The 16,355-nt window shown below is 74.7% G+C and carries 15 protein-coding genes; 8 read left to right on the top strand and 7 right to left on the bottom strand.

Translation table 11 applies throughout. The features are described 5' to 3' along the window. Positions 1-46: 46 nt before the first annotated feature. Positions 47-1,783, bottom strand: coding sequence for an MFS transporter (locus ACFOYX_RS24460; protein ID WP_322442825.1), 1,737 nt, complete (start codon positions 1,781-1,783; stop codon positions 47-49). Positions 1,784-2,150: 367 nt separating this feature from the next. Here ACFOYX_RS24460 and asnB point away from each other — a divergent pair, with 367 nt between their 5' ends. The 5 genes from asnB (at position 2,151) to ACFOYX_RS24435 (ending at position 8,159) form a co-directional block, all read left to right on the top strand. Then, positions 2,151-4,025 carry an asparagine synthase (glutamine-hydrolyzing) gene (asnB, locus tag ACFOYX_RS24455; protein ID WP_322442826.1) on the top strand — a complete coding sequence of 625 codons (1,875 nt, stop codon included), beginning with the start codon at positions 2,151-2,153 and terminating at the stop codon, positions 4,023-4,025. A gap of 68 nt (positions 4,026-4,093) precedes the next feature. Further along, positions 4,094-4,735 carry a hypothetical protein gene (locus ACFOYX_RS24450; protein WP_238454260.1) on the top strand — a complete coding sequence of 214 codons (642 nt, stop codon included), beginning with the start codon at positions 4,094-4,096 and terminating at the stop codon, positions 4,733-4,735. Positions 4,736-4,862: 127 nt separating this feature from the next. Then, positions 4,863-5,687: a hypothetical protein gene (locus ACFOYX_RS24445; RefSeq protein ID WP_322442827.1), complete on the top strand. Its 825-nt coding sequence runs from the start codon at positions 4,863-4,865 to the stop codon at positions 5,685-5,687. Continuing rightward, on the top strand, positions 5,684-6,517 hold the full coding sequence (locus tag ACFOYX_RS24440) for a PadR family transcriptional regulator (protein ID WP_322442828.1): 834 nt from the start codon (positions 5,684-5,686) through the stop codon (positions 6,515-6,517). Before ACFOYX_RS24445 ends, ACFOYX_RS24440 begins: the two co-directional genes overlap by 4 nt. A 148-nt stretch (positions 6,518-6,665) precedes the next feature. Then, a complete protein-coding gene (locus ACFOYX_RS24435) occupies positions 6,666-8,159 on the top strand; it encodes an oligopeptide:H+ symporter (RefSeq protein WP_322442829.1) in 1,494 nt (497 codons plus the stop codon). A gap of 97 nt (positions 8,160-8,256) precedes the next feature. On the opposite strand, the gene ACFOYX_RS24430 is transcribed toward ACFOYX_RS24435, so the two are convergent. Genes ACFOYX_RS24430 through ACFOYX_RS24420 form a run of 3 tightly spaced genes read right to left on the bottom strand, consistent with a single transcriptional unit; the run spans position 8,257 to position 10,218 of the window. After that, positions 8,257-8,967 (bottom strand): SchA/CurD-like domain-containing protein, encoded by a 711-nt coding sequence (locus tag ACFOYX_RS24430; protein WP_322442830.1) that lies wholly within the window; start codon positions 8,965-8,967, stop codon positions 8,257-8,259. Positions 8,968-8,998: 31 nt separating this feature from the next. After that, positions 8,999-9,754: an SDR family oxidoreductase gene (locus tag ACFOYX_RS24425; RefSeq protein ID WP_322442831.1), complete on the bottom strand. Its 756-nt coding sequence runs from the start codon at positions 9,752-9,754 to the stop codon at positions 8,999-9,001. Next, positions 9,751-10,218 (bottom strand): DUF1772 domain-containing protein, encoded by a 468-nt coding sequence (locus ACFOYX_RS24420; protein ID WP_322442832.1) that lies wholly within the window; start codon positions 10,216-10,218, stop codon positions 9,751-9,753. Before ACFOYX_RS24420 ends, ACFOYX_RS24425 begins: the two co-directional genes overlap by 4 nt. Before the next feature lie 244 nt (positions 10,219-10,462). Here ACFOYX_RS24420 and ACFOYX_RS24415 point away from each other — a divergent pair, with 244 nt between their 5' ends. Genes ACFOYX_RS24415 through ACFOYX_RS24405 form a run of 3 tightly spaced genes read left to right on the top strand, consistent with a single transcriptional unit; the run spans position 10,463 to position 12,713 of the window. Next, complete coding sequence (locus ACFOYX_RS24415) at positions 10,463-11,521, top strand: methyltransferase (RefSeq protein ID WP_322442833.1); 1,059 nt, start codon at positions 10,463-10,465, stop codon at positions 11,519-11,521. Further along, positions 11,506-12,411, top strand: a complete 906-nt coding sequence (locus tag ACFOYX_RS24410) for an SDR family oxidoreductase (protein ID WP_322442834.1) — start codon at positions 11,506-11,508, stop codon at positions 12,409-12,411. Before ACFOYX_RS24415 ends, ACFOYX_RS24410 begins: the two co-directional genes overlap by 16 nt. Further along, positions 12,411-12,713 (top strand): antibiotic biosynthesis monooxygenase, encoded by a 303-nt coding sequence (locus tag ACFOYX_RS24405; protein ID WP_201749425.1) that lies wholly within the window; start codon positions 12,411-12,413, stop codon positions 12,711-12,713. Before ACFOYX_RS24410 ends, ACFOYX_RS24405 begins: the two co-directional genes overlap by 1 nt. 11 nt (positions 12,714-12,724) lie before the next feature. On the opposite strand, the gene ACFOYX_RS24400 is transcribed toward ACFOYX_RS24405, so the two are convergent. The 3 genes from ACFOYX_RS24400 to ACFOYX_RS24390 form a co-directional block, all read right to left on the bottom strand. Beyond that, positions 12,725-14,083 (bottom strand): transposase, encoded by a 1,359-nt coding sequence (locus ACFOYX_RS24400; protein ID WP_322475067.1) that lies wholly within the window; start codon positions 14,081-14,083, stop codon positions 12,725-12,727. 140 nt (positions 14,084-14,223) lie between these two features. Then, positions 14,224-14,928: a dethiobiotin synthase gene (bioD, locus tag ACFOYX_RS24395; RefSeq protein ID WP_322442855.1), complete on the bottom strand. Its 705-nt coding sequence runs from the start codon at positions 14,926-14,928 to the stop codon at positions 14,224-14,226. Positions 14,929-15,069: 141 nt separating this feature from the next. Further along, on the bottom strand, positions 15,070-16,266 hold the full coding sequence (locus ACFOYX_RS24390; protein WP_322442836.1) for an 8-amino-7-oxononanoate synthase: 1,197 nt from the start codon (positions 16,264-16,266) through the stop codon (positions 15,070-15,072). Positions 16,267-16,355 lie beyond the last annotated feature (89 nt).

The following is a 16,355-nucleotide window of genomic DNA, read 5'->3' as shown; positions in this document are numbered from 1 at the left end:
CGGCCTGTCTGGACGGCCGCCACCTGCGGCGGCGAGGGCGGAGGCCCTAGTGGACGCGGGTGGAGTCGGCCGGGTCGGCCGGCGCGTCCTCGTCGAGACCTGCCTCGGCCTCGGCGTGCACGTTGATCCGGCGGGGCAGCCTGAACACCAGCAGGAAGGCGAGCAGGAAGACGCCGGCGTTGTACCAGGCGGTCAGCTTCATCGCGTCGCTGAACAACTCCCGCCGGGCGTCCGTGGCGGCTTCGGCGTACGCCCGGGTGACCGCCGCGGGCGCCGCCTGGTCGGTGTTCCGGCAGCTCACCGGGACGGCGGTCGGGTCCTCTTCCGCGGACCGGTCCACGAAGCACCGGACGAAGCCGTCCACCGCCTGGCGCTGGGCGTCCACCGGTGCGCCGGCGGACTGCAGCGCCGCGCGGATCGGCGCGGTGTTGGCCTCCGCGACGCCCTGCGCCCGGTCACCGAGGAGGCCGAAAAAGATCACACCGATCAGCGCGATGCCCAGCGCGCCCCCGACCTGCTGGACGGCGCTGAGCACGCCGGAGGCGGAGCCGGCCTCGTGGTGCGGTACGCCGGAGATGACGGCGTCCACCAGCAGCGGGGCCACCAGCCCCATGCCGACGCCACCGACGAACATGCTGGGGACGAAGTGCCAGACCGAGACGTCGGTGCCGACGAACTGGATGGTCAGGATGATGGCGACCATCGACGCGGTCATCAGCGCGGTACCGATGTGCAACACGGTCCGGCCGAGCTTCGGGGCGAGCTGGAACGAGGCGCCGCTGGCCAGCGCGATGCCGACCGACCAGGGCAGGTTGGCCATCGCGGCGGCGAGCACCGACTTGTCGAGGCCGGCCTGGAGATAGATGATGAAGACCAGGAAGAAGGAGACGATTCCGGCGAAGAACACGAGGTTCACCAGGAGCCCGCCGACGAACGCCTTCTCCTTGAACAGCTCCATCGGCACCAGCGGCGAGCCGCCCTGGGCGGATCGCCGCCGCTGGTGGGCGGCGAACACCACCAGGCCCACCGCGGACGCGGCCATCATGGCGAAGATCCAGGTCGGCCAGTCCTTCTCCCGGCCCTGCATGAGCGGGTAGACCAGCAGCAGCATGGTGACGGTGATGATGCCGACCCCGGTGAGGTCCAGCCGCAGGGCGTGCGGGGTGCGCAGCTCCTTCATGAAGACCAGCGCGCCGACGAGCGCGGCGAGTCCGATCGGGACGTTGATCAGGAAGATCGTCCGCCAGCCGAGGTCGAGGAGGTCCGCCTTGATCAGCAGGCCGCCCAGCAGCGGCCCGCTGACCGTGGCCAGGCCGGCGACGCCGCCGTAGACGCTGAACGCGGCCACCCGCTCCCTGGGCGAGAACATCACCTGGATCGAGGAGATGACCTGCGGCACCATCATGGCCGCCATGGCGCCCTGCAGCACCCGGGAGGCGATGAGCACCTCCGGGTTGGGGGCCAGGCCGCAGAGCGCCGACGCGAGCGTGAAGCCGGCCATGCCGAGCAGGAACATCCGCTTCCGGCCGACGATGTCACCGAGCCGCCCGCCGGTGATCAGCAGCAGCGCGAAGGCGAGCGAGTAACCCGCCAGCACCCACTGGGCGGCGGTGTACGTGGCGCTGATGTCCTGCTGGATCGACGGCACGGCGATCGCCACGATCGTCACGTCGAGCAGGTCCATGAAGGTGGCGACGAGCAGGATGACCAGCACCAGCCAGCGCCGGCGGTCGGGTGGCGCCTCGGGCCGCGTGCCGACCCGGGGTTCGTTGTTGTCGGTCATGACGACTCCTTCGACGGGGATATCGCGATACAACTCTCTCGGCCAGTCACGCTATATCGCAACTGCGGAACGGGTCAAGACGGTTCCAGAGAGTGACGAGAAGTCGTTCGTCACCTGCGAAAACGCCGTCCGCGGCGACCGGTCGCGAGTGTCGCGAGACAGTCGCGACTGTGCCAGTCGGCGCTGAAGCCCCGGTCGACGCCCGCTCGAACACCCCCTGGATCGCGGGCCGAGCGGGACTCGAGCGACGCGCCCGAGGATCAGCCGGTCGGCGGCGGGCGACGCCACCCGCCGGCCCGCGCCCGCCGGGCGTCCGGCGTCCGGGCCGTCACCCGGGCGGCCCAACGAACTCAGGGGGAGCACGCGCATGTGTGGCATCGCCGGTCTCGTCGACTTCGAACGCACCCTGCCCACCCACCGGTCACCGGTGACCGCGATGTCCGGCACCCTCGCCTGCCGCGGCCCGGACGCCGACGGCCTCTGGACCGCACCGCACGCCCACCTGGCCCACCGCCGGCTGGCGGTCATCGACCTGGCCGCCAGCACCCAGCCGATGACGGCCCACGCCGACGGTCGGGAACTCGCCGTGCTCAGCTACAACGGCGAGCTCTACAACTACCGGCAGCTGCGCGCCGAACTGGCCGGGCGGGGCCACCGGTTCCACACCGACGGCGACACCGAGGTGGTGCTCCGCGCCTACCTGGAGTGGGGTGAGGACGTCGGCACCCACCTCAACGGCATCTTCGCCTTCGCCGTCTGGGACATCCGCACCGAGAAGCTCGTCCTGGTCCGCGACCACCTCGGCGTCAAGCCGCTCTTCTACCACCGCACCCCGGACCGGCAGCTGCTGTTCGCCTCCGAGATCAAGGCGATCCTGGCCACCGGGCTGCTCGAGGCCCGCGCCGACACCGACAACCTGCGGGAGATCCTCACCCAGGTCTGGACCCCCGGCCGCACCGTCTTCGCCGGGGTCGAGGAGGTCCGTCCCGGGCACGTGGTCACCGTGGACGCCACCGGCGTCCGGCACCGCTGCTACTGGCGGCTGGCCTCGCGGCCGCACACCGACGACCTGCCGACCACCGTGGACACCATCCGCGGCAAGCTGGAGCAGGTGGTCGACGCCCAGCTCGTCGCCGACGTACCGGTCGGATCGCTGCTCTCCGGCGGCCTGGACTCCAGCGTGATGACCGCGCTCGCGGCGCAGGCCCGGGCCCGACGCGGCGCCGAGCCGATCCAGACCTTCTCGGTCACCTTCACCCGGTACACGGAGCGGTTCCGGGCCGACGAGGTCCGCGACACCCCGGACGCGCCGTTCGCCCGGATGGTCGCCGAGCACGTCGGCTCCCGGCACACCCCGGTGGTGATCACCCCGGAACGGCTCGCCGATCCCGAGATCCGCCGCCGCACCATCGCCGCCCAGGACCGCCCCACCCCGCTCGGCGACATGGACGCCTCACTCTGGGTGCTCTTCGACCAGGTACGCCGGCACGCCACCGTGGCGCTCTGCGGCGAGGCCGCCGACGAGGTCTTCGGTGGCTACCACTGGGCCTGGGTGCCCGAGCTGATCCACCGGGAGGCCTTCCCGTGGATCGCCTTCTACCAGCACTTCTGCGAGGGGCCGGGGCTCGGCAGCGGACTGTTCGACCCGGGGCTGCTCAAGCTGCTGGACCTGGAGACCTACAGCGTCGACCGGTACCGGGAGGCGCTGGCCGAGGTGCCGCAGCTGCCCGGGGAGACCGGCACCGAGAAGCGGATGCGCGAGATCACCCACCTGCACCTGTCCCGCTGGCTGCAGCACCTGCTCACCCGCGACGACCGGCTGAGCATGTCGGTCGGGCTCGAGGTACGCGTCCCGTACACCGACCCCGACCTGGTGGAGTACGTCTTCAACGCGCCCTGGGCGTTCAAGAGCCACGACGGCCGGGAGAAGGCGCTGCTGCGGGCGGCCGGGCTGGACCTGCTCCCCGCCGACGTGCTGGACCGGCAGAAGAGCCCTTTCCCGGTCACCCAGGACCCGCTCTACACCCGCTACCTGAGCGAGTCGCTGCGGGAGATCCTGGACGACCCGGGCCAGCCGGCGCACGCCCTGGTCGACGTCGCCGCCGCCCGGCGGCTGCTGGACACCCCGGCCAAGCTGGCGAACGGCCCGATCGCCTGGGTCAACCGCACCCACATCGAGCAGGTGCTCACCCTCAACTCCTGGCTCGACATGTACCGGGTCCGGCTCGACCTGGACGACTGACCGCGCACCGGAGTCCCGGCGGCCGGGCGAGCGCCGGCCGCGACCCGTACCGCTGTGAGAGGAACGAGATGTCATTTCGCAAGGAACTCTGGGCCGCCGGCGAGGCCAGCTTCGACGCGCTGCTGGCGCACCCCGTACCGGTCGGCATCTGCGACGGCACGCTGCCCAAGGCGGACCTCGCCCGGCTGATCCGGGCCGACATCGTCCACCTGGGCACCTTCGCCCGGGCGCAGGCCCTGCTCGCCGCCCGGGCGCCGGAGCTGGCGGACCTGTCGCACTTCGCCGGCATCGCCATCGGCTCCAGCTACTCGGCGACCGGCAAGAGCGTGGCGGTGCTGCGGATGCTCGGCGGCAAGGCGGCCGAGCCGGGCGAGACCGTCGACCCCGCGTACGACGACTTCATCACCGCCGTCGCGCACACCGGCGCGTACGCCGACGTGGTGGTGGCGACGCTGCCCCGGATGTGGTTCCACGCCGAGTTCAGCAAGGAGCTGCGCCGGCGCGGCTCGCCGGACCGGACGTACCGCAAGTTCATCGACACGCTGCTGCACGACGCGTACCTGCCGATCGTGGAGGCCACGCTGGAACGGGCGGACGCGGTCGGGGCGGACGCCACGCCGGACGAGCGGGAGCGGCTCGCCGCCCTCTTCGCCCGGGCCGCGGAGTTCGAGCTGCGGCTCTGGGACGCCGGCCTGCCCCGGACCGCCTGAGCCGACCGCGGGGGGCGCGTGGGTGGTCCCACGCGCCCCGTCGCCTCTGATGAGATATAGCGCGTCGCACTATCGCGATAGTGGGTATGCTGATTCCGGACAGGCGGTCGGCCCGAAGGAGTGTGGCGTGCAGGAGTGGCAGGTACGCGAGGGCGAGCGGCTCGAGCTGCCGCCGGCCCGACGGGTCCGGATCCGCGTCGTCGGCGGCGAGGTCGACCTCACCAGCGGCCCCCCGCTGCTGGAGCTGACCGACCTCAACGGCCCGCCGCTGCGGGTCAGCCTGACCGGCGACCTGCTGGAACTGCGCCACGACCAGGGGCTGCACCGGCCCTGGTGGCGGGACTTCCCGCCGGCCTTCCGACGCAGGTGCCGCCTGGCGCTGGCGCTGCCCGCCGGCACCGAGGTCGAGGTGGAGACCGTCGGCGCCGGCATCATCGCCGTCGGCCTCTCCGGCAGCACCCGGCTGACCAGCCTCAACGGCGAGATAGTGGTGGACCGCACCGGCCCAGAGCTGCGCGCCCGCACCGTCTCCGCCCGGATCCTCGCCCGCGGCTGCACCGGCCACGCGCACCTGGAGACGGTCTCCGGCGAGGTGACCGTGGTGACCGGCCGGGAGCCGGTCGCCCTCGACCTCGCCGCCGTCTCCGGCCCGCTGCTGGTCGGCGTGCCGGACGACGCCGGGGCCAGCCTCGACGTCGAGCTGACCACCAACGGCGGGTCGGTCGTCACCCAACTGCCCGACGGCACGCCGGGGCTGGAGAGCCACGCCCCCGGCGAGGGTGGCGCGACCGTGGGGCTGCGGCTGCGCCGCGGCACCGCGCCGCACGCCGTCCGCGTCCGCGGCACCACGGTCTCCGGTCAGGTCGCGCTGGTCCGGCAGGCCGGATCCGGAACGCCCACCCCGCCACCGGCGGCAACCGCACCGGCCATCGGGACCGAGGAGCAGCGATGAGGGCACCCACATCCCCGTTCGGCCACGGGCAGTTCAAGCTCTACCTGCTCGCCCTGCTGCGGGACCAGCCCCGGCACGGCTACGAAGTGATCAAGCTGATCGAGGAGACCTTCGCCGGCACGTACGCCCCCTCGGCCGGCGCCGTCTACCCGCGACTGTCCCGGCTCGAGACCGAGGGCCTGGTCTCCCGGGAGGTCGACGAGAGCGGCCGCAAGGTCTACCGGATCACCTCGGGCGGCGAGGAGGAACTCCGCCGCCGCGCACCCGAGCTGGACGAGCTGTCCCGCGAGATCGACCGCTCGATCGCCGACATCACCCGGGAGGCCGACGCCGACATCCGGGCCGAGGCGGCCGGGCTGCGCGCCGAGGCCCGGCGCGGCCGGCGGGTGCGGAGCCCGGAGAACCGGCGCGGCTGGTTCCGTCGGGGCGACGAGCCGGAGCCGACCGCCGGCGGGCCGGAACCCACCGGCACCGAGGCCGAGGCGCCCGACCGGACCGCGGCGGAGGACCGGACCGCACCGGGCCGGGCCGACGCGGAGCGCGCACCGGCGGCGCCGGAGCCGGAGCGGCACGCGACCGGGCCGGAGGACTGGGGCCCCCGGGAGTGGCGCGAGGCGCTCTCCTGGGGCGCCGAGTGGCGCCACGAGTGGAGCGACTACTTCGCCTTCGGGCGCAACGCCCGCCAGGTCGAGAAGATGGTGGACCGGTTCCGGGAGGACGCCCGCCGGGCCCTCCAGGAGGGCAACGCCGCCGACGCGCACGCCATCGAGGAGTGCCGCCAGGCGCTCGGCGAGGCCCTGGTCCGTATCCGCCGGGCCGTCGGCGTCTGACCCACCGCCGCGCCCGCCGGGTCCGCGCGCGCCGGCCCTCCCCGCCGTCGAGCGGTGGTCCAGTCCCCGTCGAGTCGCCGGTGCGAGCCTTCCGCCGACAGGGGCGCGGGACGCCTCCCGCGCCGGACCGGCCACGGAGGACGCATCGATGACACGGATCCAACTGGCGCCACCGGCGCCGACGACCGCGCCGGGCCGCCTGGCCGGCCTGCCGCGCTGGTTCGTCACCCTCTTCCTCACCGACATGTGGGAACGCTTCAGCTTCTACGGCATGCAGGCGATCCTCTTCCTGTACGCGGTGGCGCCCCGCGCCGACGGCGGCCTCGGCCTCGGCGTCGGCACCGCGACCGCGCTGTTCGGGCTGTACATGGCGATGGTCTTCCTCGCCGCCGTACCGGGCGCGTGGATCGGCGACCGGCTGCTCGGCGCCCGGCGGGCCACCCTGTACGGCGGCCTCGTCATCGCCGCCGGGCACACCTGCATGGCGCTGCCCGGCGCCTGGTCGATCTGGGCCGGGCTCGGCCTGCTGATCGCCGGCACCGGGCTGCTCAAGCCCAACATGGGGGTCCTGCTCAGCGACTTCTACGGCGACGGAGAGGTGACCCGCCGGGAGGCGGCCTTCTCCATCTTCTACATGAGCATCCAGGTCAGCGCGCTGATCGCCCCGGTGGTCACCGGCTTCCTCGGCGAGACCGTGGACTGGCACCTCGGCTTCGCCGCCGCGGCCGTCGGCATGTACGCCGGGGTGCTCCAGTTCGCCCTCGGCCGCCGGCACTTCGGGCCGGTCGGCGCCCACCCGGCGCACCCGATCGGAGCGGCCGCGCGCCGGCGGCTGTTCCGCCGGACCGGATACGTCGTGGCCGTGGTGGCCGCCCTGCTCGGCGCCGACGCGCTGGCCGGCACACTGCGCGTCGAGCACGCCCTGATCCCGCTCGGGCTGACCGTGCTGGGCGTCCCGGTGGTGCTGTTCCGGCGGCTGCTGCGGCACCCGGCGATCACCCCGGTCGAGCGGCTGCGGGTGTACGGCTTCATCCGGCTCTTCCTCAGCTCGGCCGTGTTCTGGATGATCTTCACCCAGTCCGGCTCGGTGCTCAGCCAGTTCGCCCGGGAATCCGTCGACCGGGAGGTGTTCGGGTTCCTGGTGCCGGCGAGCTGGTTCCAGTCGCTGCACCCGCTGTTCATCCTCGCCGTGGCGCCGCTGGCCGCCTGGCTCTGGGTACGCCTCGGCGACCGGCTGGGCGTACCGGTGAAGTTCGCGCTCGGCCTCGGCCTGGTGGCGGCGAGCTACCTGGTGATGGCGGTGGTCGCGGTGCCGGCCGCCGAGGCGCCGGTGTCGCCGGTCTGGCTGCTGCTGGTCTTCCTGCTCCAGGCCGCCGGGGAGCTCGCGCTCGCCCCGGTCGGGATCAGCGCCGCCGGCACCGCCGCCCCGGCCTTCTACCGCAGCCAGATGATGGGGCTGTGGTGGCTGTCCGCGGCGGTGGGCGCCGCGGTCGGCGGCCGGATCGGGCAGCTCGCCCCCAGCCTGCCGCAGCCGCCGTACTACACGGCGCTGGCCGTGGTCGCGCTCGCCGCCGGCCTGGTGCTGGTCGCCCGCCGGGTCCGCATCGGCCGCCTGCTCACCGCCGGCGTCCCGGCGGCCTGATCCCTCGACGCGGCGGGTGCCCGGAACGGCAGGCCGCCCCGGCGCCGGGAGGCGGTGCCGGGGCGGCGGGTGAGCCGACGAGGGGACGGGACAGGAGCTAGGCGCCGCGGGCGGCGGCCGGCAGGCTGAGCACGGAGAGCTGGGAGATGCACCGCATCGGGGCGGGCAGGGCCACCACCGGACCCAGCACGTACGGCCGCAGCCGCTCCCACTCCAACGCCCGCCCCGCCCAGCCGGTGATGTGGTCCAGCGCCGCCGCCAACTCACCCTCGTACTGGTAGATCCGCACCAGCGTGCGGTCCCGGACGAAGGCCGCGGTGGCCAGCACCGGACCGTCCTCGGCGGAGATCGGCGGGATGGTGGCCAGCGCGCCGCCGATCTCCGGCGCGGCGTCCGGCACGACCGGCCAGCGCAGCGCGAGCATCGCGGTGGCCACGTCGTCGCGGCGGACGTGCTGCTGCACCGGGCGCATCCTGGCCCGGCTGAAGTGGGCGGAGAAGCCCTCGACGGTGCCGGTGTCCCGGGTCTCCGCGAGGTACGGCGCGATCTGCTGCTCGGCCCGGTGCACGCCCGGCTGGGAGCCCATGTGCCGGGCTATCGCGGCGCCGTTCCCCTCGAACTGGATCACCCGGACCATGTCCGTGTCCTGGATGAACAGTCCGGTGGCGAGCAGGCGACCGACCACCGCGCCGGCCGGGTCGCGCAGGGTCGGCGAGGAGGCCCGCTGGAAGCTGCCGGCCGAGAAGATCGCCGCGATCTCGTCCTCGTGGCCGGGTTTCACTCCGTAGCTGATGGCACCGAACGGCATGGTCACTCCTTCAGGTCGTGGGTCGGACTGGTCAGATGCCACCGTCGACGTGGACGACGGTGCCGGTGACGTAGCCGGAGAGCCGGCCGGCGAGGAAGAGCACCACGTCGGCGACCTCCGCCGCGGTGGCCTGCCGGCCGAGCGCGGCCATCGCGCGCTGCCGGGCGGCGAGCGGCGGGGGCGGCTCCGCACCGGGCGACGCGACCGGGCCGGGCGCGACCGTGTTCACCCGGATCCCGGTCGGGCCCAGCTCCTTGGCCAGGGAGCGGGAGAGGCCGAGCAGCCCCGATTTCGCGGCGGCGTAGTGACTGCGGCCCGGGGCGCCGCGCAGCGCCAGCGCGGCGCCGACGGTGACCACCGAGGCGCCAGGACCGAGCAGCGGCAGGACCGCCCGGGTGGTGGCGGCGACCGCGGTCAGGTCCGCGTCGACGACCCGCCGCCACTCCTCGTCGGCCATCCCCGCGAACGGCGTCCCACCGTCGACGGCGGCGTTGTTCACCAGCACGTCCAGGCCGCCGAACTCGTCGCGGCAGGCGACGGCGAGCCGCTCCCGGTCCGCGCGCACGGTCAGGTCCGCCCGCACCACCCGCAACCGCTGCGGTACGTCGGTCGACCCGGCCAGGGAAACGGCCGCCGCCGGGTCGCCCCGGTGGCAGGTGAGCACCGAGGCGCCGGCGTCGAGCAGTGCGTGCAGCACCGCCCGGCCGATCCCCCGGGTGCCCCCGGTGACCAGGCACCGCCGCCCGGCCAGGCCCAGCAGGTCGACCGCATGGGCGGGGGCGCTCACAGCGTCACCACCGCGATCGCGTTGAGCACCAGCGCGCCGACGGCCAGTGAGGTACGGGTCCGGTGCAGCGCCTGCCACCGTGGCCGCGGATCCGACCAGTCGGCCGGTACGGCGTCCGGGTCGACCCGCTTGACCTGCCGGTTGATCGGCACGTTGCCGAGGTGCGAGACGAACTGGCTGGCGGCCAGGAGCAGCCCGGCGACCACGAACAGCAGCCAGCTGCCGCTGTTCCGGCCCAGCGCCACCGGGACCAGCAGGAAGTCCGCGACCATGCCGACGTTCACCACGATCGGCATCACCGGGTGGTAGCCCTTGCCCAGCAGCCGGTGCACCCGGATGTAGGTGCCCGCGGGAAGCGCGAAGAGCGTGGGCAGCACGCTCACCGCGACGGCGAACAGCACCCCGGCGGTGATCCCGCTGGCCACCAGCGCGGAGACCCCGAGCAGCCCCGATATCCAGGTCATATCGTCCTTCCCTCCCCGCCACGGCGGCCCGCCGCGGCTGCCGGCCGCCCGGACGTCCCGGCCGGGCGGATCGGTGACCATGCTCGGCCACCCCGGTGGAGCCGATCTGGAGGGCGACTGGAGCGACGGGCACCACCACGTCCTGACCGGTTCTCGAGCGCGTGGCGGCACCGTCGCCGGTGGCGGTCGGTGGCCGGGGCACCGGTCGGTCCGCCGGCACACACCCGGCGAGAACGGAGAACCCATGGACAGCAACTGGCGAGGGGCCCAGGCGGTGGCCGGCCTCGGCGACGCGCCGTTGCCGGCACCCGCCCGGCTCCTCCTGCTCACCAGCGGCAAGCGCATCTCCCAGGTCATCTACGCGCTGGCGGAGGTGGGGGTCGCCGACGCGCTGGCCGGCGGCCCGCTGCCGGTCGACGAGCTGGCCCGGCGTACCGACACCGACCCGGGGGCGCTGTACCGGCTGCTGCGCTGCGCCGCCGCCGTCGGCGTCTTCGCCGAGCGGGAGGGCCGGGAGTTCGCGCTCACCGAGCTGGCCGAGGCGATGCGCGCCGACGTGCCGCACAGCCAGCGGGACATCATCCTGTTCAACGGCGCCGAGGAGATGTGGGCGCCGTACGGGCGGATCGTGGACAGCCTGCGCACCGGCAAGCCGGTCTTCCCGGAGCTCTTCGGCGCCGGGTTCTTCGACCACCTGCGGGCGCACCCCGAGGTGAGCGCGGTCTTCGACCGGGCGATGACCCGGATGAGCGCGACCACCACCCGGCAGTTCCTCGACGCGTACGACTTCGGGCGCTTCGCCCGGGTGGCCGACATTGGCGGCGGCCGGGGCCACTTCCTGGCCGAGCTGCTGCACCGGCACCCCGCGGTGCATGGCGCGCTGGTCGACCAGCCGCACGTGGCCGAGGTGGCGGCCGGGGTGTTCGCCGCCCGGGGCGTGGCGGACCGGGCCGAGGTGCGGCCCGGCGACTTCTTCGGCGAGCTGCGCGGCGGCTTCGACGCGTACGTGCTCAAGGCGGTGCTGCACGACTGGGACGACGAGGACGCCCTGGCCATCCTGCGCCGGATCCGCGCCGCGATCGGCGCCGACGCCGAGGCGCGCCTGCTGGTGCTGGAGCACGTGCTGGCGCCGCTGAACGCGTGGGACCACGGCAAGTTCCTCGACATCGACATGCTGCTGCGCTTCGGCGGTCGGGAACGCGACCTGGCGCAGTGGCGGGAGCTGTTGCTGGCCGGCGGCTTCGAGCTGGTCGGCGAGCCGACGGCCGGGCGGTGGGCGGTGCTCGAATGCCGGCCGGCGTGAGCGCGGGCGGGCGCGCCGCGGCCCGGCTGGACGGCCGGCGCGCGCTGGTCACCGGCGTCGACCGGGGCGTGGGCCGGGCCGTCGCGCTGGCCCTCGCCGAGGCCGGGGCGACGGTGGTGGCGGCGTACCGCGCGGAGGTCGCGAGCGTCGAGGATCTGCGGGTCCGGCTCAAGGAGCGGGGCGGCCCGCACCACCTGGTCCGGGCCGATGTCACCGACCCGGACGAGGTGACCCAGCTGCTCGACCTGTGCCGGCGGCAGCTCTCCGGAGTGGACGTGCTGGTCAACGCGGACACCGCGAGCGGGTCGGCCCGGCTGGCCGCGCTGACCGTGGCCGAGTGGCGGCGGGTGCTCGACGGCACGCTGACCGGGATGTTCCTGGTCACCCGGGAGGCGCTGCCGCTGCTCGGGACGGGCGCCTCGGTGGTCAACCTGACCTCGGCGGCGGCCCTGCGCGGCCGGCCGGCCCGGGCGCACGACCTGGCGGCGAAGGCGGGCGTGCTCGGGCTGACCCGGGCGCTGGCCCGGGAACTCGGACCGGACGGCATCCGGGTCAACGCGGTGGCCGTCGGGCGCATCGCCCTCGACCCGGCGGACGCTGGGACGCCCGCACCGCAGGCGCCGGTGGCCGCGCCACAGGGCCACTGGCTGGGCAGCGCGACGCAGGGCCACTGGGTGGGGACCGCCATGCAGGGCCTCGGTCCCGCCGCCGCCCCGCCCGCGCCGCCCGCTGCGGCGGGTCGGGCGCCGGGAGCCGCCGACACCCACCCCCCGGTGGCGCTGCGCCGACCGGGCACCGCCGCGGAGGTGGCCGCCGCGGCGCTCTTCCTCGCCGGGGACCTCGCCCGCTGTGTCACCGGGGAGACCATCACCGTGGACGGGGGGATGTGATGAGCGTCCGGATCCTGCTCTGGCACCGGGTGGACGGCGACGGCGCGGCGGTGCGGGACGCGTACCACCGGGTCAGCCGGGCGCTGGCCGGGACGCCCGGGCTGCTCGGCAACCAGTTGCTGCGCTCCGCCGTCGACCCGGCGAGCTTCGTGGTGATGAGCGAGTGGACCAGCCTGGCCGCGTTCCAGGACTGGGAGGGCGGCGCCACGCACCGGGGCACCACCGCGCCGCTGCGCCCCTACCAGGACCCGCGCCGCCAGCCGCCGTACGAGATCCTGGAGACCGTCGCGGCGTACCCCTAGTGCGGTGTCCACTAACGTTCACCGGGTTTGCGGTGGGTGTTGTGGATCCTCGCCTTGGGGGCGAGCGACTCCCCACCACCTGTGGGTGGGGCGGGCCTCCGCGGGCCAACTGACCCTCGCGCCGCCCGGGGTGGGCGGCGGGGGTCACGTCGGGACCGTCCGGCACCAGGCAGGTGCCGGCCGGCTCGACGGTGCGTGACCACCTCCGGCAGCACAACCGCTGCCAGGGTTGTGGTGGGTCCGCCGCCCGGGGTGCGGGTGGCGATGCTGGCGGCCGCGACGAGGTCGCGGTGCCCGGAGAAGCGGCAGTGCGGGCAGGACAGGGTCCGTCCGCGGGGTTTCGGTACCCGGCGGTGGCAGGCGGGGCAGGTCGACGAGGTGCCGCGTTCGTCGACCAGCCGGACGGTGATCCCGGCGAGGGTGGCCTTGTCGGTGAGGACCTGCAGGAGTCGGCCGATCTGCCACTGCCGCAGCCGCAGGTTGTGCCGCCGCCCCGCGTCGATGTCGAGCACCCCGCGCGGGTCACCGACGTGCAGCACACCGACCCGCTGCTCCACCGCCCAGGACACGACGCTGCGGGCGGCCTCGTGCTGGGCCTGACGCACCCTGCGCCGGTGCCGGCCCTCGACCAGGCGGGCCCGGCGCCGGTACTTGCGCCACCGCCGGGATCCCTTCTGGCCAGGTTTCGGCGCCCGACGGGCCACGGCACGGCGGCGGGCTTTCGTGTCGGCGAGGTGCATGCGGTGTTCGGCGCGGATCGCCCGCCCTGACACCAACAACCCCTCTGCATCGGGGCCGGCCACCGCATACGGGTGGATGATCCCCACATCCACCCCGGCCACCCGGCCGGGGTCCGGTTGTTCACCAGGCGGGTAGACCGCCACCGGCACCTCGGCGGTCACGTCGAGGAACAGCCGGCCACCCTCACACAGCAGGGTGACCGACCGGACCTGCTCCGCCGGATACGGCACCTCCCTGGCCAGACGCACCCACAACGGCGACGTGCCTCTGGCGGTCGGGAGCCGCACCCGGCGGCCGTCGAGGGTGAACGTGCCGTGAAACCAGCGCACCGGCACCAACCCCCGCCGCCGACGCGGGAACCGCGCCGACAGGTCACCGGCGCTGCGGCGCTTCGCCGCCGCGAACCACGCATCCGAGAACCGGCGCAACACCGACCGGGCACCCGTGGTGTCCAGGTCTCCGAAGGTGCCCGGCCCCGACGCGGACAGCTCCCGACACAACTGCTGATAGCCCACCAGCGGCGCGCCGCCGCGGCGGCGCCGCCACGCGTTGACCTCCAACACACACGCCCACACGTCACCAGCCGACCGCAGCAGCCCGAAACACCGCCGCCGCTGCCCCGGCGTCACCCGCAACGCGACACGCGCGGTGCGATGCACGACCCGCGGCAAGGCGGGATCCCGACGGCGAGGCACGAACCGAAGACAACACCATCCCTACGACATTTTCCCAACCCCGACCAACCCGGCCAACGTTTGTGGTCAGAGCACTAGCTGATCTCCTCGGCCCAGGTACGCCAGTCGTCGAGCACCCCGTGCAGCGCCGGGGTGAGCCAGCCGGGCGCGGAGCGGCGGAAGACCCCCGGGTCCATGCCGCCCGCCCCGTCGGGTAGCGCGCCGAGCAGGTTCGGCACCAGGTCGGTCAGGTTGGTCCAGTGCACCAGCTCCGGCGCGGCCGGCCAGGCGCCGATCACCACCCCGGCCGGGACGGCCCGACGCTCCAACGCCTCCAGGGTGAGCGCGGTGTGGTTCAGCGTGCCCAGCCCGGCGCGGGCCACCACCACGGCCGGGGCGCCCAACGACACCGCCAGGTCGGCCACCGTCCACGGCTCGCCCGAGGGCCGCAGCCCCATCGGCACGAGCAGCCCGCCGGCCCCCTCGACGAGCACCAGGTCGTGCTTGTCGGCCTCCTCGCGGACCGCGTCGACCGCCGTGTACAGCTCCAGCGGCTCCAGCCCGGCGACCCGGGCGGCGGTGAGCGGGGCGAGCGGATCCGGGTAGCTGGCCAGCGTCCGGCCGGTCAGCGGGGCGGCCAGTCGGGTCACCGAGTCGACATCACCCGGGTCGCCGGTGGCCGTACCGGTCTGGCCGGGCTTGATCACGGCGACCCGCAGCCCGGCGGCCTGCGCCGCCGCGGCGATTGCCGCCGTCACCACGGTCTTGCCCACCTCGGTGTCCGTGCCGGTCACCAGCACCGGCCCGGTCCACGCCCCATCCGTCACAGTGCCACCTCGGTTCGCGACTGCGGGGCTCGCAAAACCGGCTCACTCCTCGCGCTCACAGTGCCACCTCGGTTCGCGACTGCGGGGCTCGCAAAACCGGCTCACTCCTCGCGCTCACAGTGCCACCTCGGTTCGCGACTGCGGGGCTCGCAAACCCGGCTCACTCCTCGCGCTCACGGGTGCACACGCCACGATGACGTCCAGCGCCCGTTCGTAGTCCGCGCGGGCCACGCCGGCGCTGATGGTGAGCCGGAGCCGGGAGCGGCTGTCCGGGGTGGACGGCGGCCGGAAGCAGCCCACCGCGACGCCGCGGTCGCGGCAGTCCGCCGCCCAGGCGGTCGCCGCCTCCGGGCTCGGCGCGGTCACCGAGACCACCGCGGCGTCGGGGGCGGAGACGGTCAGCGCGGCCGCGTCGAGCCGGCGCACCGCGAGCGCGGCCCGGTCGGCCAGCTCGGCGCGCAGGTCGTCACCGGCCCGGGCCAGCCGCGCGGCGGCGGCGACCCCGGCGGCCACCGCCGGGGGCAGCGCGGTGTCGAAGATGAACGTGCGGCCCGTCTCCACCAGGTGACGGACGAACTCGGCCGGGCCGGCGACCACCCCGCCGGCGCCGCCGAGCGCCTTGGACAGGGTGGCGGTGACCACCACGTCCGGCTCGCCGGACAGGCCCGCGGCGGCCACCGCGCCGGCGCCGGCCGGGCCGGTCACGCCGAGCGCGTGCGCGTCGTCGACCAGCAGCAGCGCGCCGTGCCGCCGGGCGACGGCGTGCAGCGCGGCCAGCGGGGCCAGGTCGCCGTCGACGGAGAAGACCGACTCGGTGACCACCACGGCGGGCCGGCCGGGAGCGGCGGCCAGCGCGGCGGCCACCGCGTCGACGTCGGCGTGCGGGGTGACCACGGTCTCCGCGCCGGAGATCCGGCAGCCGTCGATCAGCGAGGCGTGGTTGTGGGCGTCGGAGACGAGCAGCGTACGCGGCCCGACGACGCCGCGGACGGCCGCGAGGTTGGCCAGGTAGCCGGAGGAGAAGACCAACGCCCGGTCGGTGCCGAGCCAGTCGGCGAGGGTGTCCTCGAGGGCGTGGTGGGCGTCGGTGGAGCCGCGCACCAGACGCGACCCGGTGGCCCCCAGCCCGTACCCGGACAACGCTCGCGCGGCGGCGGCGGTGACCTCGGGGTGGGTCGCCAGGCCGAGGTAGTCGTTGCCGGCCAGGTCGACCACGGCGTCGCCGGCGGCGCGCGGGCGCAGCGTGCGGGTGAGTCCCGCCCGGGCCCTCAGCTCGGCGCGACGGTCGAGCGCCGCCAGCCAGTCCGCCACCGTCACTCCCCTCGTCCGCCGCGCCGATGGGCGCTCCCGCCGGGCGAAGTTACCACCCGGCCGACCGGCCCCGGCGTGGCGGCGGCCGC

It is taken from the genome of Micromonospora sp. GCM10011541 (genome assembly GCF_042650725.1).
In the GTDB taxonomy this organism is placed as follows: Bacteria; Actinomycetota; Actinomycetes; order Mycobacteriales; family Micromonosporaceae; genus Micromonospora; species Micromonospora sicca.
This window is presented reverse-complemented; position numbering and strand designations above follow the sequence as displayed.

Bases quoted from the DNA above. Each gene is read 5' to 3' on its own strand.
- ACFOYX_RS24460 (WP_322442825.1), bottom strand. From the start codon at position 1,783: ATGACCGACAACAACGAACCCCGGGTCGGCACGCGGCCCGAGGCGCCA.
- asnB (WP_322442826.1), top strand. From the start codon at position 2,151: ATGTGTGGCATCGCCGGTCTCGTCGACTTCGAACGCACCCTGCCCACC.
- ACFOYX_RS24450 (WP_238454260.1), top strand. From the start codon at position 4,094: ATGTCATTTCGCAAGGAACTCTGGGCCGCCGGCGAGGCCAGCTTCGAC.
- ACFOYX_RS24440 (WP_322442828.1), top strand. From the start codon at position 5,684: ATGAGGGCACCCACATCCCCGTTCGGCCACGGGCAGTTCAAGCTCTAC.
- ACFOYX_RS24435 (WP_322442829.1), top strand. From the start codon at position 6,666: ATGACACGGATCCAACTGGCGCCACCGGCGCCGACGACCGCGCCGGGC.
- ACFOYX_RS24430 (WP_322442830.1), bottom strand. From the start codon at position 8,967: ATGCCGTTCGGTGCCATCAGCTACGGAGTGAAACCCGGCCACGAGGAC.
- ACFOYX_RS24420 (WP_322442832.1), bottom strand. From the start codon at position 10,218: ATGACCTGGATATCGGGGCTGCTCGGGGTCTCCGCGCTGGTGGCCAGC.
- ACFOYX_RS24415 (WP_322442833.1), top strand. From the start codon at position 10,463: ATGGACAGCAACTGGCGAGGGGCCCAGGCGGTGGCCGGCCTCGGCGAC.
- ACFOYX_RS24410 (WP_322442834.1), top strand. From the start codon at position 11,506: ATGCCGGCCGGCGTGAGCGCGGGCGGGCGCGCCGCGGCCCGGCTGGAC.
- ACFOYX_RS24405 (WP_201749425.1), top strand. From the start codon at position 12,411: ATGAGCGTCCGGATCCTGCTCTGGCACCGGGTGGACGGCGACGGCGCG.